Genomic DNA, 24,804 nt, shown 5'->3' with positions numbered 1-24,804 from the left:
CTGGGCGCTCTTGATCAGCGCCCAGGGACCGTAGACACCCTGCGCGGGTCGGCTCGCCGCGCTCCGTTAGCGGCAGCACAGCCGCGGTGGCTGAAGCTGTGGGGCGTTTCTGTTCTGGAACGCTCCCGATCGTCAACTGTTCATAATTGAAAGGATGTTGGGAACCGGAACGTCTTCGTGTGCCTCATGGTGAGCGAGATCGAACGGCACGATGCCCACAGGGAGGGACCTTGCCGAGAAAGCCCAGCAACCTGATACGCGCCTGCGTGGCACTGACGACCACCACGACCCTCACCGTCGCCCTGGTACAGACCGGGGAGGCCGGGGCGACGGCCACCGTGGCCGCGTCACCGGGCGTCCTCACCCCCGACCACAGCATCACGCTCATCACCGGCGACCGGGTCTCCGTGGACGCCAAGGGCAAGATCGTCGGCGTACGGCGGGCCAAGGGGCGTGAGCACGTGCCCTTCCAGACCCGTACCGTCCGCGGCCACACCCTGGTCGTGCCAACCGACGCCGCCGCCCTCGTCGCCTCCGGACGGATCGACCAACGGCTCTTCGACACAACAGAGTTGAACAAGACGGCGAACCGCAGGGACCAGCACGACGGCGTCAAGGTCATCATCGGTTTCAAGGGCACGGCGTCCGCCGCCCGCAAGGACGTACGGGACGCGGCCACCGTGCGCCGGACCCTGACGTCCCTCGACGCGGAAGCGGTCCGGGCGCCGAAGCAGGATCCCGGCAGGCTGTGGAACGCGGTCACCGAGGGCGACAAGGCCGTCCCGGGGGTCGCGCACTTCTGGCTGGACGCCGTCCGCAAGGCCTCCGACGACAAGTCCGGGCCGCAGATCGGCGCACCGACCGCGTGGAAGGCCGGCTACACCGGGAAGGGAGTCAAGATCGCCGTCCTGGACACCGGAGTCGACTACCACCACCCGGACCTCAAGCACCAGGTGATCGCCTCCAAGAACTCCCGGGCCTTCTGCTGTGGAGATCACACTGTCCGAGGCCGAGCCACCCGTCTACGGCGTTCCCTCCCCGGCCCTGCTGGCCCGAGCAGGCCGGGGCTTCGCCCGGTTCCTCGGTCAGCACGGCGAGGACCAGAACGACGGGGACGGCAGCGGCGAGGACCCCCAGCGGTGACCGCGCCGCGCGACGACGCCCCAGCAGCGAGGCCCGCCATGCACACCAGCAGCCACACGGTCCTGTACGACCCCGACGGGCTGATCGAGGCGGAGTTCCCGCTGGATCGCGAGCCGTACGAGTGCCTCGTCAAGGCCGTCCTCGCGTGGACCGGCGAGGACACGCTCACGATCCGCGACTACGAGCAGATCGCCCTCCAGCTGACCGGCCACGCCCGCGCGGTCGCCTCCGACGTCCGACGCCGCGCGAGCCAGCTCCCGAAGAGCAGCGGGCGCCCGGCGCTCGCCGATGTCGTGCTGCGCGAGGCGGAAGGCCGGCTGTGCGTCCCACTGGAGGGAACCGTGCTCTGCGTCCAGAACCGCGCCCGCCTGGTCCGTGCGCTTTACGAACGGCTGGACCGGCTGGAGGCCGCGCTCGCCCCGCAGAACGTGGCACCGTGCAGCAGCTGACCGATGTTCCGGGCCGACAGCTGGCTTTGTCGATGAGAGCCGACAGCGCATGCAGATGAATTTTCAGCAGCACTTCGTGATCGGTGGGCACAGGAATGTCGGCCAGTTTTGGCAGCGCCAAAGCTCCGCCCGGTCTGCTCGCCTGGTGCGATGATCATCCTTGTGTCTTCGCTGCCCGCCATGGAGTGAGAGGACCAGCAGACGTGGATGTGTATGAAGCTGTGGACAGCCGCCGGGCTGTGCGGGCGTTCAGCGATGAGCCGGTGCCCAAGGAGGTACTCGAACGAGTGCTGGCTGCAGCGACGCGGGCTCCGTCGAGCGGGAACCTCCAGCCATGGCATGCCTACGTCGTGACCGGCGAGCCCTTGGCCGAACTGAAGAGACGCGCGACGGACAGGGCGCTGGCGAGAGACCCGGGTGATGAACGGGAGTATCCGATGTACCCGGCCGGACTGACCTCGCCGTATCTGGACCGTTTTTCCGCTGCGGCCGTCCAGCGGTACAAAGCGCTGGGAATCAAGCGCGACGACCCCGACAGGCCCACGAAGATCGCCGCCTTGAACTCGGAGGCGTTCGGGGCGCCGGTCGTACTGTTCTGCTACCTCGACCGGACGATGGGGCCCGGACAGTGGGGGGACGCGGGGATGTACTTGCAGACGGTCATGCTGTTACTGAGGGCGGAAGGGCTGCACAGCTGCCCTCAGGTGATGTGGACGATGTATCGCAAGACCGTCAGCCAGATAGTCGGAGTCGATGACAAACTCGCACTGTTCTGCGGTGTCGCGGCGGGATTCGAGAAGGATGGCGTGCCACGGCTCCGTACCGGGCGGGCGGACATGACAGAGACAGTGAGCTTCATCGGAGCGTGACCCGCACCCCCGGCGCGATCAGCAGATGCAGCTGCTCCGTTGTCACCGCCCGGTACTGGACCAGCACCGTCAGCGCCAGCCAGTCCCCGCCGCCCGCATCCACATCGACCATCGCCTCTCGCCCTCCCGCAGCCGCGGCCCCGCCCTCGCGCAGCGCCGTCTGCGGGCCAGGCCACCAATCGGCCCTGACCGGACCGGCGACCACCGGGCCCCGACCATGGTCACGATCCGACAACCCTGCCCCAGACCGGGCCGACAACCCCTCCGGCAACCCGTCCCCACCCCCCAATGACCCCCGCCGCATTCTCACAGGTCACCACGCTGATCCGGGTGCGGTCGGGAGGCGGACATCCCCTCTACTCCCCCCTCACCGACGCCCCACAGCAGGAAGAAAGAGGAATGGGGGCGGGGTGGATGAGGAGCGGCGGGCGAGGGGATCGGGGCCGGCGGGATGGTGCTCGCGCGCGGTGGGCGCCCGCGCGCCGCCGACGGGCGCCCCAGCATCCCGGTGCGGGTGATCCTCACCGCCCGGCCGTGACCGGCAGACAGAGCAGGGGAGTTGGCCGGGCATGAAGCGAATGACCACCGTCGCGCTCACCGTCATCGCCCTGGCCGCGACCGCCGCACCCGCGCACGCGGATGCGACCGTCCGGGACAACCAGGTCAGCCTGAGCGTCACGGGCAAGGGACTGATGGTCCGGCATGCCGGAGGCTGGATCGACCACCTCGGTACCGGCGTACGCGCCCGCCTCTGCACGACAGGTCCGGGCGGCCGGCGCCACATCCTCACCCGCTGGAAGGACGCCACCCCCCTCACCTCCGGCCTGGCACGCGTGTCCATGGCCGACTGGAAACTCAACCGCCGCTTCGGTGCGGGCACGTGGCTGTGCATCGAGTTTAACCACACCGACGGCACCCCCTGCGCCCCACATCCAGCGCTGACCGCGCCCCGGCTCCGGGAATGCGCTGAGAAGCTATTTCTGAACCCAAAAGGGCAGTTCAGCGCCGTGAGCTGCCCTATGGCTACGCGACGTGCCCAGCCCGGCGCAGGCAGCCTCATCATGTGCTGACGGAGAGGCCGGCAAGTGGCGTGGCACTTCGTTCGGCTGGGCCAGGTCGAGGGCGCGTAGTGCGAGCCATTGGTCATGGGTGGCGCTGGGGGAGCGTAGAAGCGAGCGTTTGAGCAGTGCTTCGCTACGTGTCAGGCGCTTGCGTACTGTGGATGTCGAGATGGACAGTGCGGTCGCGGTGGGGCCGATGCGTGCGTCGAGGCGCAGCCAGGTGGTGAGGGTCTCCGCGATGCATGCTGGAACGTCGGGTGCGGTGACGGGACGGAACTGTTGTTGGGCCCACGCCCCGACGCGGGGCAGCAACAGGAGCTCGTCCAAGGTGGGCAACATTTCTCCCGCCCGTGCGGCGTCGCCCTCGGGCGGCGGCGGGACCTGTGCGGCGACGGTGCGCAGAGCAAGTGCAAGTGCGGCTTGGTCGGCGAGCCGATGCAGGTCCAAGCCGAGCAGTTCTTCGATGCATGCCATGCGCGCGCTCAGGGTGTTGCGGTGAATATCCAGGTGGGCCGTCGCACGGGAGGAGAAGCTGAGCCATGACGCGGCGGTGGCTAGCAGTTCCGCGCTGTCGGGGTCCTGGGCCCGCCTGGCGCGGTGGGTACGGATCGGTGTCAAAAGGGCCTCGGCCCAGGTCGCCGCAGCGGGTCCGATGGTCGGTGCCAGGTCGGGGCTGGCCGCGAAGGAGGCATGCCGTTCGGGGCGGCCGCGTGCGGCGGCGAGAGCATGGAACGCCTGGGCGTAGCCGGTGGCGGTTTCCCGCAGGGTCACGGCGCTGCTCTCTCCGATCCAGCAGGCGGCCGCCAGCTCGGGGGGCCAGACCGGTGCCGGGGCGCCGTCATCGGGCGCAAGTAGGAAGAGGTGGTCGGCGTACACCGGGCACGGCACGATCCACGCGCCGTCGGCCGCATCGGTCAGTTCCCCGACCAGTTGGCCGCGAACCCTCGGCGGACCCTCGATGACGTACACCCGCACCATCGCCGGCAGAGCCGGGCGCAGCGCCCTCGCGATCTGGCGCGCAGCGGACGTATGGCCGTTCAGCAGCAAATGCAGGACTGCTTCGCGCGTCCCGGCTTCGGCGATCCTCAGTCGTCGCTGCTTGCGCCGGGTGTGTTCGGCCAGCCAGCTCAGGCTCAGCACGGATGTGGCATCCGCAAGCAGGAGCGGGAGTTCACGTGGTGCCGGATGGGGCGCAACGGCAGCGAGAAGGGGGGCGGCGGCACCCCGCGATCCGTCGAGGGGAAGGACGATGCAGGTGAGTCCGTCCTGGTCGATGGCAACGGATCCCAGCCGCCGCTCAGCCAACTCTCGTGCACCGCGCAGCGCGAGACCGCGCTCGGCGTCGCCGAGGGGAGCGTGGGGCGGGTGGGCCGGAGTACCCGCGGAGTTCATCAGAAAGACGCTGGCGCCGGTGCGGCCCGCCAGCCAGCGAAGCACTGGCTTGGTGCCGCCTTTGCGGGCGGCGCGCTGCATATCCAGCACGTCGTCGGCCCGTCGAATCCGTCCGGCAGCCGCCGTGTCCGCACGCAGATCACCGTGCATGTCGCCCCCCCGAGAGAGACTCGCAAGTCGGTTCAGTCGCAGAGTAAGCAGGTGCTGGCAGGGGCACAACAAGGCTCGCTGTGCAGACCGACACCGGAGGGACCGCTTCACAGTGCAAACAGGTCCTTCGCGCTACCCGCAGCCGTCATAGATTCTGGTTTGCCCGGCATCGGGGAGACACCCCCGCTGCGGCTGCCCGAGCCGAGATCCTCACGTTCCTGACCGAACGACTGGGCCTTCCCGGCACCCAGAAACACTGGACTAGCCGCCGAGGAAGGACCGCCCACTCCGCGCGCCTCACACAAACGTGGCCTCAAACGTGGCCGTGCCGCTCAATCGCAGGAGACAGCAACCATGTTCAAGCTCCGCAGCGCCAGACACACCCGAACTTTCGGCCGCCTGGCGGCCCTCACAGCGTCCGCCGGCCTGATCGCCGGACTCGGCCTGGCGTCCGCACCCGCCGCATCCGCGACCAGCTACGTCTGCTACCCGTTGTCATCCGGCGTCGACACCTCCCAGTGCACCCACACCTCCACCCTGCACACCAGCAGCGAGTGGTCGGCCCCGAAGACGTTCAACAGCGCTTTCACCTACCTGCGGTTCCAGAACGACGGCAACCTCGTCTTGTACTGCAGGTATGGCGGCTACTCCTACGGACTGGGCCGCACCGTCTCGGCCGGGCAAGCCGTGTGGGCATCTGGCTACAGCGACCCCACCAGCAATCACTACCAAAGGTGGGACTTCTGGTCCGACGGCAACATGGCCACCTACTCGATAGACGTCACCACGGGGGGCCAGAGCGTCACGTGGAACACCCAGACCTGGCACGGGGCGGACACGATCGCGATCGTGCAGACCGACGGGAACTTCGTCCTGTGGGAGAACGGCCAGGCCGTGTGGGCGTCGAACACCTACCACTACTGCCCCGGCAGCCAGGACTACTGGAACGGCTACCGGTAGGCCCACCGACTAGGTCAACTTAATTCCAGTGAAGGCAGGGGAGCCTGGCAGGTTCCCCTGCCTTCACAGCGCGGTCGTCGCGGCGCCCGGTCCAGCGTTGAAGTGGCCGCCACTGCTTCGGCTCGGCAATGGCGTGCTCGACCATGATCCGCCGTTGCGACTGGCGACGTCGGGCATGGTCGTAGAAGTTGCGCTTGCTCGGCCCTGCCTGTGCTTCCGGCTTCTTCGGTGGGGCGCTGACCTGATCGGGGTAGTCGCGGGCCAGACCCTGGTAGCCGGAGTCGACCTCGGCGTGAACGCCGGGGTGCAGGCGCAGTTGTTCTTCGATGCCGTCCGTACGGACTTGGGTGACGTCGTGCATGCGCCCGGGACGGACCGCACCGAGCCACAGCTCCCGGCCCTGCCCGTCGCTGATCATCACCGCTCTCCCGGTGTTCTGGCGCTTCTTGCCCGACACAAACGCTTTGCGGCCGGGCCGATGCGCCTTCGGCTGGCGCACCTGCACCTCGGTACCGTCGAGCCGCAGCGCAGCGTGACTCCCTCGGCCTCGGCGTAGGCGAACACATCGGCCAGGGTTCGCAGCCGGACGCCGGGCCGTCCCGGAACGGCGAACCCGCGGGCGGCCAGCAGCGGACGCACCTCTGCCACCGCCCATCAATCGTCGAACATGACACCCCGAACAGAACCGCCAGTACCCGGTGGGACAACCCCCAGCGCAGTGCCACCAGGGTGACCAATACCCTGGTCGGTGAATACCAGCCGGTGGTCCGGGCCGGCACCGGACGCCCGCAACCGGGCATGACCGCGTCGATCGTGCTGATCGGAGCCCCGTGCTGCCGACCACGGGCTCGCCAACTCGGCGATCAGGTCGCCCAGGTATTCCTTCGAGATCCCACACAGAGCAGAATCGGAGCAGGCCGCGCGGGCCCAATCTGGCTTCACATTCCGATGATCCTGCGTTGCTCTTCTTGACCAGGCATCGGGGCCGCAGAAACCAGGGACCAGCCCACGTCGCGGTTCACCCACTCGCTACAACGGTGGTGTGGCTCGACGCTGCGCAGAAGCCCGGGCTGCCAGCGACCGGATCGCGAAGACGACGGTCGCGACGGCGGCAACCATCCCGACCCCGAGCACCACCGTCATGCCGATCCCGGTCCACCCACGCAGACGCGCCGCACCGGAGGTGGCCAACATGACACCCATGCAGAACAACATCGGCACTTGACGGCTGCGCGGACGGCGCTTGGCCTCATCCCGCCGCTGGCCGATCACGAAGAGCACCGCGACCTCCAGAAGCAGCGCGACACCCACCACGAGGCCCAACCAGGCAGAGCTTGCAGAAAACATGATGGTCATCATGAGGCTGTCGCTCCTGAAAACACAACGCCCGGACCCAGAACATCCCGCCTAAGTCGGGTAGCCGGATCACGTTGCCGTGACCCGGCCCCCTCAGAACCGGACGTGCCAGTCATCCCGGCATCCGGCTCAAGCAAGCCACGAGGGCTTCGCAGGTCAGCAGGTTGATGTGGCCCGTTCGCCGTCGCCCGCATGGTGCTGGCGATGGCATTCGGAGTGCACGAGGCGAAGGTTGGTCCGTTCGTCCGTGCCGCCGTGTCGCCGGTAGGTGAAGTGATGCTTGTGGAGCATCTTCTTCGAGGCCGCGAACCAATTGATCCACTCGCGTGGACTGTCCGGTTCGTATTCGGCTCCGGCGATCAGCGCCTGTTTGCAGAGGGGGCAGAGCCCCTGCTGCCGGACCGCCAGGACAAGACTGGTCTTGTCCATCGGCGGTGGCGCCTTTCTGCGGCGGCGGTCCTGCCAGTACTCGGCGAGCGCGGGGTCGTCCAGGGACGCTCCGCCCTTGACGAGCTGGTGGCGGACGATGCCGGTCCAGGCGAACTTGGGCAGGAAAGCGTTGCTGTCGCGGTCACCGAAGACCCACCGGTCCTGCCTGGACGGGTGGAACCTGCCGAAGTACCGGTCAACAATCCAGTACCTCGACTTCTTGGGATGGCCTCGCCTGGCCCAGTTCCAGGTCAGACGCCACATGTAGTGGTCCAACGACGCGAACGTCGTCGTGGAGGACATCGCCCGGTAATAGGCCGCCCAACCGCGAACGATCGGGACGAGCCTGCGCAGAACGGCCTCGACGTTGGCCCCGTGCAGGGACTTCACCTCGGTCCGTAACCGCTCCCGGAGCCTCTTGCAGGCCGCCGTGCTCGGTTTGATGATCAGCTTGCCGCCCGTCCGGCGGACGGTGAAGCCGAGGAAGTCGAACCCCTCGTCGAGGTGGACGACCTTGGTCTTCTCCTCGTTGAAGCGAAGACCCCTCGGCTTCAGCCAGTCCTCCAGCCGAGCCCTGACCTGGTGCACCTGGGCTTCATCGTGGCAGAGCACCACGAAGTCGTCGGCGTACCTCACCAGCACGGGAGTGCCGGGGGATGCGCCGAGCTCTCGCCCGGCCCGCGCCACCCTGTAGTGGCACCCTGCGGCCTGTTCCAATCCGTGCAGAGCGACGTTCATCAGCAGCGGACTGATCACACCGCCTTGAGGAGTTCCCTCCTCCGTCGGTGCGAACCGACCTCGGTCGACCACTCCCGCCTTGAGCCAGCCCCGGATCAGGCCCCTGGCAGGGAACTGGCCGATGGAGGACATCAGGTGGTTGTGGTCGATGCGGTCGAACGCCGCCGACAGGTCCGCGTCCAGCACCCACTGACGTTTCGAGGACTTGCCCTTCAACGTCAGGAAGATCGCCATGATCGCGTCCTGGCAGCCGCGGCCGGGCCGGAAGCCGTAGGACCTCGGCTCGAACCGCGCTTCCCACTCGGGCTCCAGCGCGTTCTTCACGCGGGCCTGGAGCACCCGGTCACGGATGACCGGAATGCCGAGCGGTCGCTGTTTCCCGTTGCTCTTCGGGATGAACACGCGCTTGACCGGCCTGGCCTTCCAGGGCTGGGACGACCGATGGATCTCGGCCGCCAGTTTCCCCCTCGCCGCTGGGGTGAGGGCTCGTTCCCCGTCGATGCCGGCGGTCTTGCGACCACTGCTCTGCTGCGTCACCCGCTTCACGCTGACCAGCGTGTTGCTCCGGCTCCGCAGCATGAGCTTCTGCAGGTTGCGGACCTTCTTCAGGTCCCCGTCCTGCGTCGCCTTGAAGATCCTCTGCCTCAGGCGCCGTACGTTCTCCTCGCACTCGGCCCAGTCGATGCTGTGCCAGTCAAGGGTCTCGTCCTCAGGTCCGTTCACCGCAGCCGCCGAGAGCTCAGCCAAGACCGTGCCCCCCAATTCGCGCCTCCAGTACCTAACTTGTCCTTCGGTTCCGACGTCCTTGCAGCGGTGACTTCAAAGGCTCACCTGATCCACGTGGGCGCCCTTTCGGGCCGGGCCACCAGGGCCCGTATCCGGCGAGTTATGCGGGAGCGGGTGAAGGTCCCGTCCTCCCGCTTTCCTCCGGCCTTTCGGCCCACCGGCCTTCGCTTCTTGGATCATCCTTCTCCCGCCGGGGAGTTCAGCTCTCCTTGCGGTCGGCCTACCAGGCTCTTCACCTGGACCTCGACGGGGTTTCCACGTTCCGCACCAGTAAGACGCGGCTGGGGTGGGCGCCCCCTTTACCCCGGGACCAGCGGTGTCCTCCCCTCAGGTCTCAGCTTCCTGAGGGTCGCTCGATGCCTCACAGCACCGGGTCCTGTGACCGCCGTTTGCATGCCATCGCGCGGTCTTGAAATCACGGGGCGTCGTCAGGGGTTCACTCGCGTTCGCCCGTCCAGCCTTCCCCTCGCCTGTGACTCCTCGATGGCCGAGGCGCCCTTGGGCTTGAACGCTCAGCTTCACACCCCGCCGTTGCCAGCGACGCACGTGAGCGCGGGGACGGGCCTTGGACACTGGCCCGAAGTTCAGCCGATCGATACCTCCTTCACCTGGCTGTCCTTACTTACTTGGAGCGACCTCGTGTCGCACCTGATCGTTTCAGAATGCCGTCCTGCGGAGACGCTGGCTGCCCCATGGAACAATCCCTTCAGCCACGGGCTCAGGGGGATGACGCCGTATGGAACAGGTTGGGGCTGTGCGAGACCTCGTGCTCGGTTACGTCCGCGCTCTGAACGCGATTGACGAGGCCATGAGGGTGGCGATCCCCTCTCTTGAGCGACTGGCAGATGTCCTCGGCCTGGCCCGTTCGCGCCGGATCGGCCGGAGTGGGCGCATCGGCACCTACTCCTACATGGTTCATGGGGCAGGGTGCCGTTTCGTCAGCGACAGCGGCACTGAGGTCGATGTGGACTTCGCAGCCGACGGGAATGAAGTCTTCGACCTCTGGCGACTGCGCTGGTATGGGCTGAGCCTGCCGGAGCCTCTTGACGTCACGGATCAGGACCTGCGGGCCGCAGTGCAGTCGCTGCAACCGCTTCTGGACGAGGTGCGGCCGGGGTGGTTCCGCGTAGGCAGCTGATCGCTTCAGGATGAGGTTCGCAAGCGACGCAGGCATATGAGGCTGCAGGCGGTCCCAGGCAGTGGCGACGGCCTTCCCGTACTGGGTGGTGTCGGTCGCTGTGGTGATGGACGGGACCGGCTGAGTGGCCGCGGCCTCGAACGCGAACTCCGCCCCGCGCTTGGGCTTGCGCCCGACTTTGCCCATCGGCTGCGGCGGGGGCGGGAAGGTACAGGACACGGTCCGAACGCATCCGGCCCAGCAGCTCAACGGGCAGGTCCGCGAGCAGGAAAGCCAGGCGGGTCACGTCGTAGCCGGCATCGACGACGATCAGGACGGGCGGGTCACCGATCTGCCACTGACCTGCCACATACAGCCGCTGGAACAGGTCCCGGACCTGGGCGGCGGTGACGGCGATCGTGTCGTCCCACGGGCACAGCCGGACCACGTCCAGCACGGCAGTCCACGACGCGCGCCCCGGCTCCAGAGCGGCAATGAAGGAGTAGGGCCACCCGGGGATCATCTGGGCCGAGCCCCTGCCCCGGCCGTACGTGTGACAGAACAACCGGTCCGGGCTCGTATTCGCATCCGGCCGCGGCCAGTTGCTGACATCGATCGCCAGCACCAGCCGCCCCTCTGCCGTCCGGGGAAGTGGCAGTCCCGCCAGCGCCCTGCGCAGCCGGGACAGCTCCAGATGCCCGCGGTTCAGCCCGCCGTACAACGCACCATGCCCACGCCGATGCTCAGGCGCCAGAGACAACTCCACCAGCGTCCTCACCGGGCCATCCGCACACAGCAAGGCGTCACTCAGCTCGAACAAGGCGCCGGGCCTCTGGGTCAGGCAGGCATAGAACTCCGTCCGGAAGCATGACAGTTCGGCAAACGCATCCCGCGGGACATCCCGCTGCAGCAGATTCATTGTTACGGCCTTCGTGCTGGTCAAGTGCCTCTGTGACGGAGCACAGGATCAGGCGAAGGCCGCTCTCACGTCAGACACTCAGCCGAAAGCGTCAGCAAGTTCGAGGCCGCGTTCGACCGCAGACGATAGACGCCAAGCTTGCAACTTGGTGCGCGATTGCCTGGGGCAGCGCGTCCCGGGGGGAGCGGGGCTATCGGACGTGCTGGGTAAGGCCGAACAGGGCGCCGGTGGGATCGCGCATGATCACGTCTTTGTTGGAGTCCTGGCGGACTTCGGTCGCACCGAGCTGTCGGGCCTGCTTGGCGTCGGCATCGGGTGTGTTGCTGGCGAAGCTGACCAGCCAGAGTGATCGCTGCACTGTTGGTTTCCCTGGCGGCTTGCCGGTGGCGGCGATGGACTTGTCCGGCAGCCGGAACTCGGTGTGCTGGGGGTTGGAGTTCCAGTGCAGTGCTGGTCGGTAGAAGGCGGCGGCATGCGCGGAGTGGTCGGTGAGAAGGCTGATGCCGGCGAAGGTGCCCGGTTCGTGGTTCAGCTGCATGCCGGTGTGGGTGCCGGGCTGCCAGAGTGACAGTGGTGCGCCGAGGGGGTCGAGAGTGACGGCGTAGTGGCCGAGTGTCCCGACTTCGGTGGGTGCCACGATGATCTGGGCGCCCAGGTTCGTGAAGCGGGTGGCGGTGGTTTGGATGTCCGACACGGTGACGTTGATCGTCCAGTAGGGTGCGCCTGCGTCCTCGGCCGGCCCCAGGGCGGCGACGAGTTGTCCGCGCAGCGTGCAAAGCCGGTAGCCGTTGGGGTCCGGTGGGGCGACGGTCCAGCCGAACAGGGCGGTGTAGAAGGCCGTCGTCGTCTCCGTGTCGGGAGTGCCGAGGTCGATCCAGCTCACGGTGTTCTCGGGGTGCCGCGTGATGTTCATCGAGATGCCTCTCCGCTGGGACCGCCTCGCCCCGGCAGCGGGGCGAGGCGGTGTCCGGTGCTGACTCCACGGAGCCCTGCGGTATCAGGTGTAGTAGGGCGAGTTCAGGTCGATACTGGCGTCCTTGACGATGTCGCCGTCGAACAGTCGTGTCGTTGCCGGGGCTCCGGCCCGGCGGGCTTCTTCGGCGAAGGGGCCCTGGGCGAAGGCCAGGGCGTTCTCGGCGCTGTCGAACTCGTAGAAACCACCGATGGTGTGGGTGCCGACCCCGGACAGCCACGTCTTGCGGATCAGGCCCGGCGCGGTCTTCAGCGCCACGTTGACCTGGTGCCAGTCGAACTGATCGAACGGCACTGCCGCCTGGATCTCGGTGTAGAGAAAGGTCTTGCCCATCACGAACCTCCGGTTTCGGGGGCTGTCCAGCCCACGCTATTAGTACGTGCGTCCTAGTGGGGTGAGCATGGACTAGGATGTCCGTACTAGTCAAGGGGGTCGCGATGGCCGCGGACACGAAGTCCCGCATGATCAGCGCAGCGATCGGACTGCTGCAGCGCCACGGCCTGGCCGCGATGTCCTTCACCGACGTCCTGGCCGAGAGTGGGGCCGCGCGCGGAGCGATCTATCACCATTTCCCGGGCGGCAAACAGCAACTCGCGCTCGAAGCCGCTCGCCGCAACGCGGAGGACGTCCGCAGCCACCTGCACGAACTGCCGGCCCGCACGCCACGCGAAGTCGTGGAGGCGTTCCTTGGCAACGTCCGCCCTGTCGTGCAGGCGTCCGCCGGGGGCGGCGGTTGCGCAGTCGCGGCGGTCACCGTCGACGGCGGTGCGGCCATTGCCGACCAGGGCAGCCTGCGCACTGTCGCGGCCAAAGGGTTCGCCGGCTGGGCCGGCGAGCTCACCGGAAAACTCACCCACGCCGGAATGAGTCCATCCCAGGCCGCTGATCTGGCCACCCTCATGATCGTCACACTTGAAGGCGCCCACATCCTGTGTCGCGCTGCGGGCAGCATCGCCCCTTTCGACAGAGCTGCCGCCGCCCTGCTCTCCGGCCTCCCGAGCTCGGGTTGAGCCGGTGCCGGAACACCACAACGTGGCGCGCTGACACGATCAGGCTTCTGCCATGGCATGCACAGGGCCGTGCGGGCTGGGTGTTGCTGTGACGCAACACCTTGGCCGCACGGCCTTGTCCCATCGTGTCTTCACCGGCCTCCAGCGCCGTCGACTCGGTTCGCTGATCGCAGAGTTGGCCGAGGCATGGATGGCCGCCGAGGAGGGACGACTGCACGAGCGTCGAGGCCGCAGCCGGTTGCGCGCGGCCGGCGCGGGACCGAATCACCAGCTGGTGTTCACCGACCGGGTCATCGCCACGCTGGTCGTCCTGCGGTTCCAGCTCCCGCACGCGGCTCTGGCCCTGCTCTACGGAGTGGACCGCTCCACGATCACCCGGGCTGTCCACGAGGTCCGTCCCCTTCTGGCCGCTCGTGGCTTTGCTGTTCCCGGGCACAGGGTGACCGGCGGCTTCGCACTCTCGCGGACGTCTTCGCCTACGCGGCGGCTGAGGACGTCGAGCTGCGGCTGAACGGGACGGAAGTCCGGGTTCGACGACCCCGGGCGAACAAGCCAGGCCGTCGCGCCTACGTCTCGGGCAAGATGCGGCAGAACACCAAGAAGGCCACCGTCGTCACTGACGGGCAGGGCCGCACCCTGTGGGCCGGGGCCTTCCGACCCGGCCGAATGCACGACCAGACAGCCGTGAAGACCGAGGGAATCTGCGAGCTGTTCGAGCAGTACCCCCAGGTCAGGGCCAAGGTCGACGCGGGCTACCGGGGACTTGCCAAGCAATTCCCCGACCAGGTCCAAGCCCCGCCGCTCAAACCGAAGAAGGGCGCCGCGCCCGAAGACATCGCCGCCTGGGACGCAGCCCGCCATCAGCAGTCCTCGGAGCGCATCTGCGTCGAGCACGCCAACGCTGAACACAAGCAGTGGCGAACCCTCCAGCGCTACCTCGGACGCCGCGAGTACTTCGACGAGACCTACGCGGCAGTCGCCGCCCTCGTCTTCGACCGCGCCGCCGAGAGGTGAGCACCCATCAGACAACCCGCCAGGCCAACACGCCCCGACCTCATTCGTACACAAGGCCGTTAGGCGTCAAATCGTGTCGTCGAGCCAGTCGAAGATGCGCGCCACCGCCAAGCGAAGAGCACCGGGGTGGCAGTGAGCGTCGCCGCCTTCCTCCTCGGTGAAGGTCAGGATCTTCTTCGGTGCTGTGAGGTGCTGGTACAGCTTGCGCGGATCGGGCTCTTCGGTGGCGGAGTAGAACAGGTCGGCTGCTGCTTCGCATACCAGGACGGGGCAGGTGATCTTCTCGGCGCTTCCGTCGTCGAAGTTGTAGTGGGCGTACTCTGCCAGGAATGCCCTGTCGGTCGAGGTCCCCGTGACGTAGCGGCCATGGTCGCAGGCCCAGCGCAGGGTCGGGCTTTGCGCACAGGCGTCGGCGATGATTTGGTCCAGTTCTCCGTCGTCCTCGGCTGCCGCGCGCCGGACCACCTCGTCGTGCGGCAGCGGGAGGTGCGCGGTCAGGGCGGAGACGGCATCGAAGACACCGTCGAGGGCGATGACAGCTGCGAGGTGCCGCTCACAGGCTGCCGCGCGAGGCGCCAAATAGCCGCCGAGGCTGACGCCGAGCAGCGCGATGCGGGCGGGGTCGACGCCCGGGTACTGGGTGAGGAAGTCCAGGACGGGGCCGACCACGTTCTCCCAGTCCGGTCGCAAGGTCAGCCCGTTCCGGCGGATGGCCGCAGGCTGCCCGGGGCCGTCGAAGGTCAGGACGTAGTAGCCGCGTTCCTGTCCGCCGGCGGCGCCGAAGAAGTGCAGCTCTTCAGCGCCGCCGTCGAGATCCGTTGTGCATCACCAGCGTCGGCTTCGGGCCCTCGCCTGCCGCCCGATAGAAGTAGCCGTGCAATACGGCGTCCTCATAGGGGATCTCCACGGGAGTGATACCCGGGAGGTGGGCGATGGCATCACGGAAGCAGGCGGCACCGCGCTGGTAGGCATGGTCGATGCGCGGGTCGTGGGGGTCGCCATGCAGGAAGAACTCGGCTGCCCGGTAGTAGGTGGAGGCCCGCAGCAGCCCGTCCCGCGCGCTGACGGGGTGGCTTGCACGGGCTTCGACCTCCAGACGTTCGGCGGTGGACAGCCAGGCGTCGTGCCAGCCGTCGTAGTCGCCGGAGGTGACCTGGGAGGCCTTTGCGACGACTTCACCGCCGTCCGAGCCGCCGTAGACGGCCAGGCCGAGATTACGCAGGGTCTCGAACCAGAACTGCTGATCGTCCTGGAACATCAGCTGCTTCATCGCATCTCCCTCTCAAGGAGGGCCCGGAAGGTGCGCGGGGGCCGACCGGTGAGGCGCTGGACGGTGTCGGTGATGCGGTCCTCCGCCCCTTCGGCGATGGCACGGTCCATGCCGGCCAGGATTGCGGCGAACTCCACCGGCACCTCCGTCGTGAGGCGATCGCGCATCTGCTCGTAGGACAGGCGGCGGTGGACGACGGGCCGACCGGTGACCTCGGTGATGATCGCGGCGATGTCGTCGTAGCAGAGTGCCTCGGGTCCGGTGAGGAGGAGATCGCTGTTGGGGGCTTGCTCGTCGGTCAGAGCGCGCATGGCGACGGCCGCGATGTCCTCGGCGTCGACGAAGCCGACCCGGCCGCTTTCGGTGGCGGTCCACATGATGCTCTCGTCGCGGATGCTACGAGCGTGCACGTGCGTGCCGGTGAAGTTCTGCATGAACCACGAGGGCCGCAGTACCGCCCACTGTCCGAACAGTTCGGGCAGGGCCTGGTGCACCGTTCCCACCGCCGGACCGCCCTCGGGGATGGCCGAGGAGCTCAGCAGCACCGCGCGGTGCACGCCGGCGGTGCGGGCTTGATGGAGGAACGGCAGCATGATCGCCGCAGGGTCGGAGTCACCCAGGGGCGGTATGAGGTAGACGCGGTCGACTCCGTCGAGGGCGGCCGCGTGGGTGGCGGGGTCGTACCAGTCGAAGGGGACCGGCTCAGTGTCGGCGACCGGGGTGGCCCGGCGGCTGGCGGCTTTGACGCGGTGACCCGCGGCCGTCAGCTGTGCGGCGGTGCGGCTTCCGGTGGTGCCGGTGGCGCCGATGACCAGTGTGGTGCCGGCGGTGGTCATCGGCTGCTCCCGGTGAAGTCGGTGCCGGGCTTCTGGACGGCGAGGGGGTTCCAGTAGTCGCGGTAGGAGGTGATGTGCCCCTCTTGTACGGTCACCACGGCGATGTAGGTCATGTCGAAGGGAGCGTCGCTCTCCACCAGGCGGCCAACCCCGCGCATCTCGACCACGATTGTCTGTGGATCGGTGGTCTGGTGGATCCGCAGGTCGGGGAAGTCGTGCAGGTCGATGTGGTCGGGGTAATGACGCATGTAGGCGGCGATGGCCTCCTGGCCCTCCAGGCGCCGTGGCCACCCGTCGGGTGCGAAGGGGAATTCCAAGAGGCCGTCCTCGGCCCACAGGGCGACCCACGCGGGGATGTCCTTGTCGAGCAGCAGTCGCAGGCTGTGGCGGTACAGATCCGCCGGGGAGGTCGGTGCGGACATGGGTATCCTCCAGTCATAGAATACGGACCTTAGGTCCGTTTTGAAGATACGGACCCTAGGTCCGTTTTGCAAATGGAAGGAGCGGCATGCCCGAACGCCAGTCGTCTCGCAAGGACGCCATCCGCAACAGGGAGGCTGTGCTCACAGCTGCCGATGCCCTCTTCACCCGCCGGGAGAGTCCCGAGGACGTCACCATGGCCGACGTCGCGGCAGCGGCCGGCGTCGGCAAGGGCACGCTCTTCCGGGCATTCGGCGATCGCGCCGGGCTGCTCCGCGCGCTGTACGAGGCACGGCTCGAACCGATCAGGCAGGCCATCGAAGCCGGCCCACCACCCCTGGGGCCCACGACCCCACCGCAGGGTCGCGTACCCGCACTGCTCGATGCTGTCCTCTGTTTCAAACTCGACAACCGGCGCCTCGCACTGGCCTTGGAGGAAAGCGGGAGCAGCAGCCCGTACCAGGCGGAGCACTACGAGCGGTGGCACAGCCTGCTCCAAGCCGTACTGGAGCAGATCCCCAGCCTGACCGACAGCGACTTCACCGCCCACGCCCTGCTCGCCGCCACACGAGCCGACCTCGTCGAGCACCTGGCCGGAGAAGAGCGCATTCCGCGGGAACGAATGCGGGAGCAGTTCGCGAACTTCGTCACCGGAGTCCTGGCCTCCGGCCCAATGCAAGGGTTGACCGCCGACGATTGATCGAGGATCGGCGAGTCCTTGATCGGCGGGGCCTCTCGCAAGCGGTCCATTGCGCGAGCAAGATAAATCGCAAGTCGCCAGACCCCCGCCGAACCCGGATTCGTTCTCAGAACCCGTTCTCACTCGAAAGCACGGCTGACTTCCTTGTGAGACTTGCATGGTGTGAAAATCCGGGTTCATGACGGACCCTCGGCAGCCCTCCCCGCTCGACCGGCCGGACGGCGACGACGTCGTCGACCGGCGACGGACCGGAGTCGGCTCCCCCTTCTTTCGCGCGGATGTGGGAGCCGTCCACACACCCTCGCGACCAGTCGAGTTCGCTGGCCGCGTTCAGCGCGGCGAGCAGAACGCGGTGCAACTGGTCGAAGGCGCCGGCCTGCTGCCAGCGGTCCAGACGTCGCCAGCAGGTCTATCCCGAGCCGAATCCCAGTTCCAGCGGCAGGAGTTGCCAGGCGATGTCGTTGTGGAGCACGTACAGAATGCCCTGTGACACAGTCGATCCGCCACCGGCTACGGGCCTGGCGACTTCTCCGGCCAGGGTGGCAGCAGCGGTTCGATCAGCGCCCCCGAGTCGTCGTCCACGATCCAAGGCCGAGTGCTCACACCATCCCGAACGGCCGAATCGTCACATCGGCCACGCCCGACCAGGGCACTTCAACAAGATCCTGTTACGAGCTCATAGGGCATCGCCTAACTGGAGGGCCCCGAGGACGACCTTTCCCCGTCGGGGTGGCCGTGCGACTGTCTCGTGTGCCTGTGCTGCCTGATGGGCCGGGTGCCGGGTAGGTGTCCCGGACTGGAACACGGAAGCGGCCCTTGTCGGCGAGGGCCGTGGCTGACGTGAGTCCGTGGACGCCGTCGGGCTGGCCACCGATGCGGCCCGTGGACAGCCGAACTCCGTAGGTTGAAGCCTTGAAGCCTTGAAGTCGGCCAGGGTGACGACGCTGTCCGCGGTACCGGTCAGTTCGATCAGTGCACTCAGCGATCCGCCCCCGCGACGTCGAGTGCCCAACAGGCGTCCGCGTAGGCTTGATGGCGATCTCCTCGCTGCGCCCCACACAGGCCAATCGGCGGTCCGATGCGATTCGCACCCTGCTGGTCTGCTTCTGGCAGGACTGCACTCGCCCGATCACTGAGCTTCTTCAGCGGTGCCGCTCCAGGCTGAGAACGGCTTTGGCGATTGACGTCATGCGGTTCGGGCTGCAGCGGGCGTGACGGAAGAGTTGCCAGGACCCGAGATAGGCGCCGAGGCGGCAGGATTGAGCACTGCGACCTCGGTTCCGCGTCCCCGTCCCAGTGGTCCGGTAGCGACACCATGATGCAGGCTGTTGCCTACAGGCTGGCGATGCTGTCCTGCACCGACTTGCCCCAAGCCACACCTTCGGCGTGCGTGTGGGCGAAGTCTGGATCCACGTAGATGTGGACCCTCTTGATGAGTTCACCCTCGAACTCGAACACGTTGCAGAACAGTCCGAAGGAGGAAACACCGTCAGGGAAGTCCACGCCTGACGTCGTTGTTCCCCTTTCCACGCCCTCGACGATCACGTAGTTCCCGGACGACAACACGGTGAAGCCCTCGATCTCGTGCTCGAGCGACGCGATTCCCCGTCCAAGACCCTGAGCGAACGCTCCGATCTGCGCCTTCCCGCGCGCGATGCCGAACTTCGGGTAGAACATACGAGCATCGTCCGTGAAGATGTCGATGACCGCAGGGTTGCCGGCGTCCACCATGCGGAAGTAGTTGATAGCAATCTCTTCGCGACGCTTCTGGATATCGCTGGTGGCGTTCACTTTTCCTCCTGGTACGTGGTGTGTGGTGGGCTCTCGCGCTGGTTGAGGGCGCGGTCAGACCTGCGCCTGGCCTCCATCGACTAACCAGTCGACGCCGTTGACGAAGCTGGAGGCGTCCGAGGCTAGGAACGTCGCCACGGCGGCGATCTCATCCGGGCAGCCGATCCTGCCGAGCGGCACCTGCGAGGCGAGCTGGTGGTCCGGGCCTACGACGCCGACCAAGCCCGGGGTCTCGGTCGGGCCCGGGGCTCAACACGTTCACCCGGAAAGTCCAGGCCCGGTTCGGTGGGCAGGGAGTTGGTCGATCCTGTCACCATGATCGAGGCGCCGTCCGACAGCCGGGACAGCGCCTTCTGCACGGTGAAGATCGTGCCCTTCACGTTCGTGCCGAAGGTGGCGTCGACGGCTTCCTCGGTGATCTCGCCGAGACGCTGAGGGACAGCGCTGCTGGCGTTGGCGACAAGCACGTCGATGCGGGCCGCCTCCTCGCGCACGATCGAGTAAAGGGCATCGAGGTCCGTCTGTACCGAAACATCGGTCCTTACACCGGTGGCCGCGGGCCCGATCTCAGCGACGGCCGCGTCGAGCGGCTCCTGACGGCGACCGGCCAGGAACACCCGTGCCCCCTCCGCGGCGAACCGCCTGGCGATGGCTAGCCCGATGCCGCTGCCGGCTCCAGTGACCACCGCCACCTTGCCTGCGGGTACTTCCGTCATGACGTGCCCACTCTCGATTCTTGACTCGTTCGTCCATAACGCTAACTGTTATGGACGAACGAGTCAAGAATCGGTAGGCTGTCCCCATGGCGCGCCCCAGGAAGTTCGACGAGCAGCAGGTACTGGACACTGCCCGGGAGCGGTTCTGGTCGGGTGGGTACGCCGCCACACGCATGGAAGACATCGCCGAGGCAACGGGGCTTGGCAAAGGCAGCCTCTACGGGGCGTTCGGCGGAAAGCAGGAACTGTTCCACCGCGTGTTCGACGACTACTGCGGCTCCGTCGTCGATGCTGTGAGTCGGCAGCTGCGCGGCAACGACGCGGACGCCTACGCGCGGCTGTCCGCCCACGTGTACGCGGTGGCGGCGGCGACTGCCGCGGACACCGCCCACCGCGGATGTCTGTTGGCCAAGGGCGCCGCCGAGCTGGCCGAACACGACGAGAAGGTGGCCAAGCGGGCGCGCGCGGCCATCGAGGCGCTCCAGGCGCTGCTGGAGGGCGACATCGCAGCCTGCCAGCGCAATGGCGATATCACCGCGGACGCGGATCCGGGAAAGCTGGCTGCGCTGGTGCTCGCCGTACTGCGCGGCATCGAAGCGCTGGGCAAGGCCGGAGCGAGTGAGGAGACGCTGACCGATATTGCCAGTACAGCCCTTGCTGTACTGCCCCGCCCCGCTCACTGAGTTTCCTCAGCGTTGCCGCTCCAGTGTGAGGACGGCCTTGGCAATTGACGTCATGCGGTTGGGGCTGCATCGGGACCTGCGGAAGATTCGCCAGGCACAGCCGCTGGTATCTGATCGCGTGGGATCTGGACCGGCACGACCCGCATGGACCGTATGGCACCACGCACCCCGACGGGGCCGGTATTCACGCCCCGCACGCTTCCCGCGGCCGATGCACGCTCCTTTCTCGCCGCCCGGTCCAGGGGATCGCGGAGCGAGGATCGCTGGCCTTGCGTGGGCGAGGTCGTCATCGAGCTTCCCGCGCGTGACATCACACCCTTCATCGGTGACGGTGAGGTCGAAGAGCTCACCGAGCGGTCCTGTCGTGTCACGATCGGGTCGTGGTCTGGGCCGGTCTGCTTGCATCCGTGGTCCGGTACGACGCTCCCTTCACCGTGGTGGGCCCGGACGCCTTGGCCGAGGCCGCGGCGAAGCTCGCCGAGCGGGTCCAGGAATCCGTCTCTCCGCCGTCGCCGGAAGATTGACCGTCGAGCGGGAGATCCCATGCGCGCCGAAAGTGTGGGGAAGTGGAGGGAAGTACGGGAAAGTGCCAGGGAGTACAGGACAGAAAGTGACCGCTTCGCGTGCGAGGCTCACCTCGTGACGAACATGACAGGCATGACGAAAGAGGAGCTGACGGACCGGTTGATCGTGGCCGACGCGCAGGCCTGGCGGACATGGCTCGATGCTCACGAGAGTTCATCTGCCGGGGTGAAGCTGATTCTTGCGAAGAAAGGCATCACGGAGCCGACCTCTCTTACCTACGCCGAGGCCCTCGAAGAGGCTCTCTGCAGCGGCTGGATCGACGGCCGCCGCAACGCCGTCGACGCACGCACGTTCCAACAGCACTTCACCCCGCGTCGAACGGCGTCGATCTGGTCCCGGCGAAACGTCACCATCGTCGCGACGCTGATCGAGCAGGGACGCATGCGGCCACGGGGTTTGGCGGAGATCGAACGGGCCAAGGCGGACGGGCGCTGGGACCGGGCCTATGCCGGACAGGCGGGGGCCGAAGTACCCGCCGACCTCGCCCAGGCGCTCGCCGCGTCGCCCACGGCGGCGGCTCGTTTCGCCGCGCTGACCCGCGCGCAGCGCTACGCCGTCATCCATCAGGTGATCACGGCTCCGAGCGGGACCAGTCGAAGCAGCCGCATCACGAAGTCCCTCACGCGTCTGGAAGGCACCCCGGAGGCCTGACGTTGTCTGGTCGGGCTTCCGGGGGTGGCAGGGGAGAGGGAACCTTCCAGGTTTGTTTCCCAGGCTTTCCGGACTCCCTAAGCGGCACTACGGTCGGCCGCCGGGCGACGCCGTAGGGCGGCGTTTTCGATCGCAGGCGGCCGATGGCCAACGTCCATCACACCGATATCGGTGCCGGGAGGGGCGATCCGGTCGATGCAGTCGAGGACATCGTCATCAAGGCGGGTCTCCGCTGCGTCGAGCAGGTCTTCGAGCTGGTCGAGTGTTCGGGGTCCGATGATCGCGGACGTGACCTGCGGGTGCGCGACAACGAACGCCATCGCCAGGTGCGTCATCGGCAAGCCGGCCGAATCCGCCAGCGGGACCAGTTCCTCGATCGCGTCGAATTTGTGCGGATCGGTCATATGACGGGGTCCCCACGCCATACGGCCCGCCGTCACGGGGGCCTGCTGATCCCGGCGGTACCTGCCGGTGAGAAGACCCCAAGACAGCGGGCTCCATGTCAGCACTCCCATGCCGTGCTCGCCGCACACCGGCAGCACCTCGCGCTCGATGCCACGGGCGAGGATCGAGTATGTCGGCTGCTCGGTTCGCAATCGTGCGAACCCGCGGCGTTCGGAGATCCACTGCGATTCGACGATCGTCGATGCGGGGAAGTTCGATGAGCCGATCGCCCGCACCTTTCCGCTGGCGACCAGATCGGTGAGGGCGGAGAGGGTCTCGTCCAGGTCTGTCTCGGGGTCGAAGTGGTGGATCTGGTAGAGATCGATGTGATCCACGTCGAGTCGGCGGAGGGACTCCTCGACGGCAGTCATGATCCATCGACGTGACGCGCCCCGGCGGTTCGGGTCCTCGCCCATCGGACCGGTGAACTTGGTGGCCAGCACGACCTCGTCCCGGCGGCCTCTGATGGCTTTCCCGACGATCGTCTCCGTCTCGCCACCGCCATAGACGTCCGACGTGTCGATGAAGTTGATTCCGCTGTCCAGGGCCCGGTCCACGATGCGTCGGCAGTCGTCAGGATCCGGGTTCCCGGCAGGACCGAACATCATGGTGCCGAGGCAGTAGGGACTGACACGGATGCCGGTTCGACCGAGTGTGCGCATCTTCATGCTGGTTCTCCGCAGTGAGCAGGTGACAGGGAATTCCCGTCACGTCGGGTGAGCGCGCATCAGGCCGCGCGCGCCTGTCTCCTCGACATTGACGAATGAAGAGGTCAGTGCGAGTCCTCTACATCACCGACGTCCCGGGTCGACTGCCTTTCTCCCCGCACGTGCCGGCGGAGCTCCGGTCCTGGCGGCGCGGTAGCCGCTCGGCGCGAGCTGCACGCCTGCCTTCCCCGGCACCGCGGATCGGGCCGACCCTCACCGACGCCCTGGCCAACCTGGACCACCACGACGCCTGGGCACACCGCGACTCCGAACGCCGACGTCAGGAACAGCAGGAACGGGAACGGGAACGCGCCCGGCAGCAGACACGAAAGCCCGGCTGGGACAGAGGCGCGAGGCCTGGCGGGCGCAAGGTGACGAGGACGATGAACCCGCGCCTGTGCCCATCCCGGACGATGAAGGCCGTCGCTTTCCCCAGTGCCACACCGACCTGTAGCTGATCCTTACCACACTGCGCCAGGCCTTCTTCAAGCGCTCGAAGAAGTAGCCTGGTATCCCCTTGGGAAGAGGTGCGCTCGGGCGGGCGTTCCCGCCGGGTGCTGTTGCTGCCTGGCTCGTCTGCAGTACGGCTAGTCGACCCTGACCACGTACTTGCCCCGCACCCCGCCCGCCTCCAGCGCCCGGTGTGCCGCCGCTGTCTCTTCCAGCGGGAAGACCGTGTCCACCGCCGGCCGCAGCTTCCCCTCCGTCACCTGGCGGGCGAGGTCGTCGAAGAGCGCACGTTGGGGGTTGCCGCTGAAGAAGCGCACCCGGCCGCGGCCGTGGACGGCGCTGGCCGCGATGTAGCCCAGCGAGGCGGCGGGCCGCGTCAGGTCGAGGGCGATGGTGACCATGCGTCCGCCGGGCTTCAGCATCCGCCGTACGGTACGCAGGTCGGTGCCCGCCGTGTCGAGGACCACGTCGAACCGTCCCAGTTCCGTGGGGAACACGGCCTGGTGGTCGACGGCGTGGTGGGCGCCGAGCGTGCGGACGAAGTCGAGGTTGGCAGCGCGGGCCAGGGCCGTGACCTCGGCGCCGTACGCCTGTCCGAGCTGGACGGCGGCGTTGCCGACGCCGCCCGTCGCGCCCCGTACGAGCAGCCGTTCGCCTGGGCGCAGCGCGGCCTTGTCGCGGAGGGCCGTGATGGCGGTGGTGGCCACCGGCAGCGCGGCGGCGGCCACGAGGTCCAGTCCGTCCGGGACCCGGCCGAGCCGCTCGGGCCGTACCGTCACGTACTCGGCAGCACTGCCGAATCCGGAGCTGCGGCCCAGGACGCCCCACACCTGATCGCCGACCGCTACGCCGGTCGCGCGGGTGCCGAGGGCGGCGATCTCGCCAGTGAAGTCCAGCCCGATGCGCTGCGGGAACTTCCGGCCGGTGAGGAGGCGGGCCCGACCGGAACGGGCCGCCAGTTCGCCGGCGTTCACGCTGAACGCGCGCACGCGCACGAGGATCTCGCCGGGTGCCGGTCTTGGACGTGGCACCCGGCCCACGTACAGCACCTCGGGGCCGCCGAAGCGGTCGAACAGTATGGCTTTCATCGTGCGGTCGTCCATCGTTGGGTTCTCACCTTCGCCACCAGTAGTGGCGCCGAGCGTAGGCTGGCAAGTGGACGAGATCGTCCATTTGACCGGAGGT

General features: G+C 67.5%; 24 protein-coding genes and 4 pseudogenes. 9 read left to right on the top strand and 19 right to left on the bottom strand.

The genetic code is table 11. The annotated features are described in order from the left end of the window. Positions 1 to 338 precede the first annotated feature (338 nt). Positions 339 to 1,592 (top strand): S8 family serine peptidase, encoded by a 1,254-nt coding sequence (locus ABZT12_RS28030; protein WP_356389634.1) that lies wholly within the window; start codon positions 339 to 341, stop codon positions 1,590 to 1,592. Positions 1,593 to 1,795: 203 nt separating this feature from the next. Beyond that, positions 1,796 to 2,461 carry a nitroreductase gene (locus tag ABZT12_RS28025; RefSeq protein WP_356389609.1) on the top strand — a complete coding sequence of 222 codons (666 nt, stop codon included), beginning with the start codon at positions 1,796 to 1,798 and terminating at the stop codon, positions 2,459 to 2,461. On the opposite strand, the gene ABZT12_RS28020 is transcribed toward ABZT12_RS28025, so the two are convergent. After that, positions 2,448 to 2,573 (bottom strand): hypothetical protein, encoded by a 126-nt coding sequence (locus ABZT12_RS28020; RefSeq protein WP_356389607.1) that lies wholly within the window; start codon positions 2,571 to 2,573, stop codon positions 2,448 to 2,450. The two genes, ABZT12_RS28025 and ABZT12_RS28020, sit on opposite strands and share 14 nt — an antisense overlap. A 466-nt stretch (positions 2,574 to 3,039) precedes the next feature. On the opposite strand from ABZT12_RS28020, the gene ABZT12_RS28015 reads away from it, so the two are divergent. After that, positions 3,040 to 3,531 carry a hypothetical protein gene (locus tag ABZT12_RS28015; protein WP_356389605.1) on the top strand — a complete coding sequence of 164 codons (492 nt, stop codon included), beginning with the start codon at positions 3,040 to 3,042 and terminating at the stop codon, positions 3,529 to 3,531. Here ABZT12_RS28015 and ABZT12_RS28010 read toward each other — a convergent pair. Beyond that, positions 3,436 to 5,064 carry a helix-turn-helix domain-containing protein gene (locus ABZT12_RS28010; RefSeq protein ID WP_356389603.1) on the bottom strand — a complete coding sequence of 543 codons (1,629 nt, stop codon included), beginning with the start codon at positions 5,062 to 5,064 and terminating at the stop codon, positions 3,436 to 3,438. The genes ABZT12_RS28015 and ABZT12_RS28010 overlap by 96 nt on opposite strands. 354 nt (positions 5,065 to 5,418) lie before the next feature. On the opposite strand from ABZT12_RS28010, the gene ABZT12_RS28005 reads away from it, so the two are divergent. Further along, positions 5,419 to 6,024 carry a hypothetical protein gene (locus ABZT12_RS28005; RefSeq protein ID WP_356389601.1) on the top strand — a complete coding sequence of 202 codons (606 nt, stop codon included), beginning with the start codon at positions 5,419 to 5,421 and terminating at the stop codon, positions 6,022 to 6,024. A 19-nt stretch (positions 6,025 to 6,043) separates the two neighbouring features. On the opposite strand, the gene ABZT12_RS28000 is transcribed toward ABZT12_RS28005, so the two are convergent. The 6 genes and pseudogenes from ABZT12_RS28000 to ABZT12_RS27975 form a co-directional block, all read right to left on the bottom strand. Beyond that, a complete protein-coding gene (locus tag ABZT12_RS28000) occupies positions 6,044 to 6,529 on the bottom strand; it encodes a transposase family protein (RefSeq protein ID WP_356389599.1) in 486 nt (161 codons plus the stop codon). Between the two features lie 524 nt (positions 6,530 to 7,053). After that, positions 7,054 to 7,383, bottom strand: coding sequence for a hypothetical protein (locus tag ABZT12_RS27995; RefSeq protein WP_356389597.1), 330 nt, complete (start codon positions 7,381 to 7,383; stop codon positions 7,054 to 7,056). A 153-nt stretch (positions 7,384 to 7,536) separates the two neighbouring features. Continuing rightward, entirely contained in the window at positions 7,537 to 9,270 is a 1,734-nt protein-coding gene (ltrA, locus tag ABZT12_RS27990; protein ID WP_356389595.1) for a group II intron reverse transcriptase/maturase, read from the bottom strand. 1,240 nt (positions 9,271 to 10,510) lie between these two features. Further along, positions 10,511 to 11,369 (bottom strand): annotated as a pseudogene (locus ABZT12_RS27985) (transposase); the annotation flags it as partial. Between the two features lie 190 nt (positions 11,370 to 11,559). Further along, positions 11,560 to 12,282, bottom strand: coding sequence for a VOC family protein (locus tag ABZT12_RS27980; protein ID WP_356389593.1), 723 nt, complete (start codon positions 12,280 to 12,282; stop codon positions 11,560 to 11,562). 84 nt (positions 12,283 to 12,366) lie between these two features. Then, on the bottom strand, positions 12,367 to 12,675 hold the full coding sequence (locus tag ABZT12_RS27975; protein ID WP_356389591.1) for a hypothetical protein: 309 nt from the start codon (positions 12,673 to 12,675) through the stop codon (positions 12,367 to 12,369). 104 nt (positions 12,676 to 12,779) lie between these two features. On the opposite strand from ABZT12_RS27975, the gene ABZT12_RS27970 reads away from it, so the two are divergent. Next, positions 12,780 to 13,352, top strand: a complete 573-nt coding sequence (locus tag ABZT12_RS27970; protein WP_356389589.1) for a TetR/AcrR family transcriptional regulator — start codon at positions 12,780 to 12,782, stop codon at positions 13,350 to 13,352. Positions 13,353 to 13,440: 88 nt separating this feature from the next. After that, positions 13,441 to 14,366 (top strand): annotated as a pseudogene (locus ABZT12_RS27965) (transposase family protein). A 66-nt stretch (positions 14,367 to 14,432) separates the two neighbouring features. Here ABZT12_RS27965 and ABZT12_RS27960 read toward each other — a convergent pair. The 4 genes from ABZT12_RS27960 to ABZT12_RS27945 form a co-directional block, all read right to left on the bottom strand. After that, positions 14,433 to 15,077 (bottom strand): alpha/beta fold hydrolase, encoded by a 645-nt coding sequence (locus ABZT12_RS27960; protein WP_356389632.1) that lies wholly within the window; start codon positions 15,075 to 15,077, stop codon positions 14,433 to 14,435. A gap of 85 nt (positions 15,078 to 15,162) precedes the next feature. Next, positions 15,163 to 15,636 (bottom strand): hypothetical protein, encoded by a 474-nt coding sequence (locus ABZT12_RS27955; protein ID WP_356389587.1) that lies wholly within the window; start codon positions 15,634 to 15,636, stop codon positions 15,163 to 15,165. Further along, positions 15,633 to 16,472 carry an NAD(P)H-binding protein gene (locus ABZT12_RS27950; RefSeq protein ID WP_356389585.1) on the bottom strand — a complete coding sequence of 280 codons (840 nt, stop codon included), beginning with the start codon at positions 16,470 to 16,472 and terminating at the stop codon, positions 15,633 to 15,635. The genes ABZT12_RS27955 and ABZT12_RS27950 overlap by 4 nt, the downstream gene beginning before the upstream one ends. After that, positions 16,469 to 16,894 carry a nuclear transport factor 2 family protein gene (locus ABZT12_RS27945; protein ID WP_356389583.1) on the bottom strand — a complete coding sequence of 142 codons (426 nt, stop codon included), beginning with the start codon at positions 16,892 to 16,894 and terminating at the stop codon, positions 16,469 to 16,471. The genes ABZT12_RS27950 and ABZT12_RS27945 overlap by 4 nt, the downstream gene beginning before the upstream one ends. 86 nt (positions 16,895 to 16,980) lie before the next feature. Here ABZT12_RS27945 and ABZT12_RS27940 point away from each other — a divergent pair, with 86 nt between their 5' ends. Beyond that, complete coding sequence (locus tag ABZT12_RS27940; protein ID WP_356389581.1) at positions 16,981 to 17,592, top strand: TetR family transcriptional regulator; 612 nt, start codon at positions 16,981 to 16,983, stop codon at positions 17,590 to 17,592. Positions 17,593 to 18,734: 1,142 nt separating this feature from the next. Here ABZT12_RS27940 and ABZT12_RS27935 read toward each other — a convergent pair. The 4 genes and pseudogenes from ABZT12_RS27935 to ABZT12_RS27920 form a co-directional block, all read right to left on the bottom strand. Next, a pseudogene (locus tag ABZT12_RS27935) lies at positions 18,735 to 18,836 on the bottom strand (IS5/IS1182 family transposase); the annotation flags it as partial. A gap of 88 nt (positions 18,837 to 18,924) precedes the next feature. Continuing rightward, a complete protein-coding gene (locus tag ABZT12_RS27930) occupies positions 18,925 to 19,383 on the bottom strand; it encodes a nuclear transport factor 2 family protein (protein WP_356389579.1) in 459 nt (152 codons plus the stop codon). 54 nt (positions 19,384 to 19,437) lie between these two features. After that, positions 19,438 to 19,605, bottom strand: a complete 168-nt coding sequence (locus ABZT12_RS27925; RefSeq protein WP_356389577.1) for an SDR family oxidoreductase — start codon at positions 19,603 to 19,605, stop codon at positions 19,438 to 19,440. Then, positions 19,590 to 20,099: an SDR family oxidoreductase gene (locus ABZT12_RS27920; protein WP_356389575.1), complete on the bottom strand. Its 510-nt coding sequence runs from the start codon at positions 20,097 to 20,099 to the stop codon at positions 19,590 to 19,592. The genes ABZT12_RS27925 and ABZT12_RS27920 overlap by 16 nt, the downstream gene beginning before the upstream one ends. 86 nt (positions 20,100 to 20,185) lie before the next feature. Here ABZT12_RS27920 and ABZT12_RS27915 point away from each other — a divergent pair, with 86 nt between their 5' ends. After that, positions 20,186 to 20,782: a TetR/AcrR family transcriptional regulator gene (locus ABZT12_RS27915; RefSeq protein ID WP_356389573.1), complete on the top strand. Its 597-nt coding sequence runs from the start codon at positions 20,186 to 20,188 to the stop codon at positions 20,780 to 20,782. A gap of 6 nt (positions 20,783 to 20,788) precedes the next feature. On the opposite strand, the pseudogene ABZT12_RS27910 reads toward ABZT12_RS27915, so the two are convergent. Beyond that, positions 20,789 to 20,878 (bottom strand): annotated as a pseudogene (locus tag ABZT12_RS27910) (IS5/IS1182 family transposase); the annotation flags it as partial. 552 nt (positions 20,879 to 21,430) lie between these two features. Here ABZT12_RS27910 and ABZT12_RS27905 point away from each other — a divergent pair. Next, entirely contained in the window at positions 21,431 to 22,018 is a 588-nt protein-coding gene (locus tag ABZT12_RS27905) for a YdeI/OmpD-associated family protein (protein WP_356389631.1), read from the top strand. Between the two features lie 77 nt (positions 22,019 to 22,095). On the opposite strand, the gene ABZT12_RS27900 is transcribed toward ABZT12_RS27905, so the two are convergent. Together ABZT12_RS27900 and ABZT12_RS27895 are read right to left on the bottom strand one after the other, a co-directional pair. Then, a complete protein-coding gene (locus tag ABZT12_RS27900; RefSeq protein ID WP_356389571.1) occupies positions 22,096 to 23,130 on the bottom strand; it encodes an aldo/keto reductase in 1,035 nt (344 codons plus the stop codon). A 626-nt stretch (positions 23,131 to 23,756) separates the two neighbouring features. Next, positions 23,757 to 24,722, bottom strand: coding sequence for an NAD(P)-dependent alcohol dehydrogenase (locus ABZT12_RS27895; protein WP_356389569.1), 966 nt, complete (start codon positions 24,720 to 24,722; stop codon positions 23,757 to 23,759). Positions 24,723 to 24,804 lie beyond the last annotated feature (82 nt).

It is taken from the genome of Streptomyces sp. NPDC005423, assembly GCF_040606415.1.
Lineage (GTDB): Bacteria > Actinomycetota > Actinomycetes > Streptomycetales > Streptomycetaceae > Streptomyces.
This window is presented reverse-complemented; position numbering and strand designations above follow the sequence as displayed.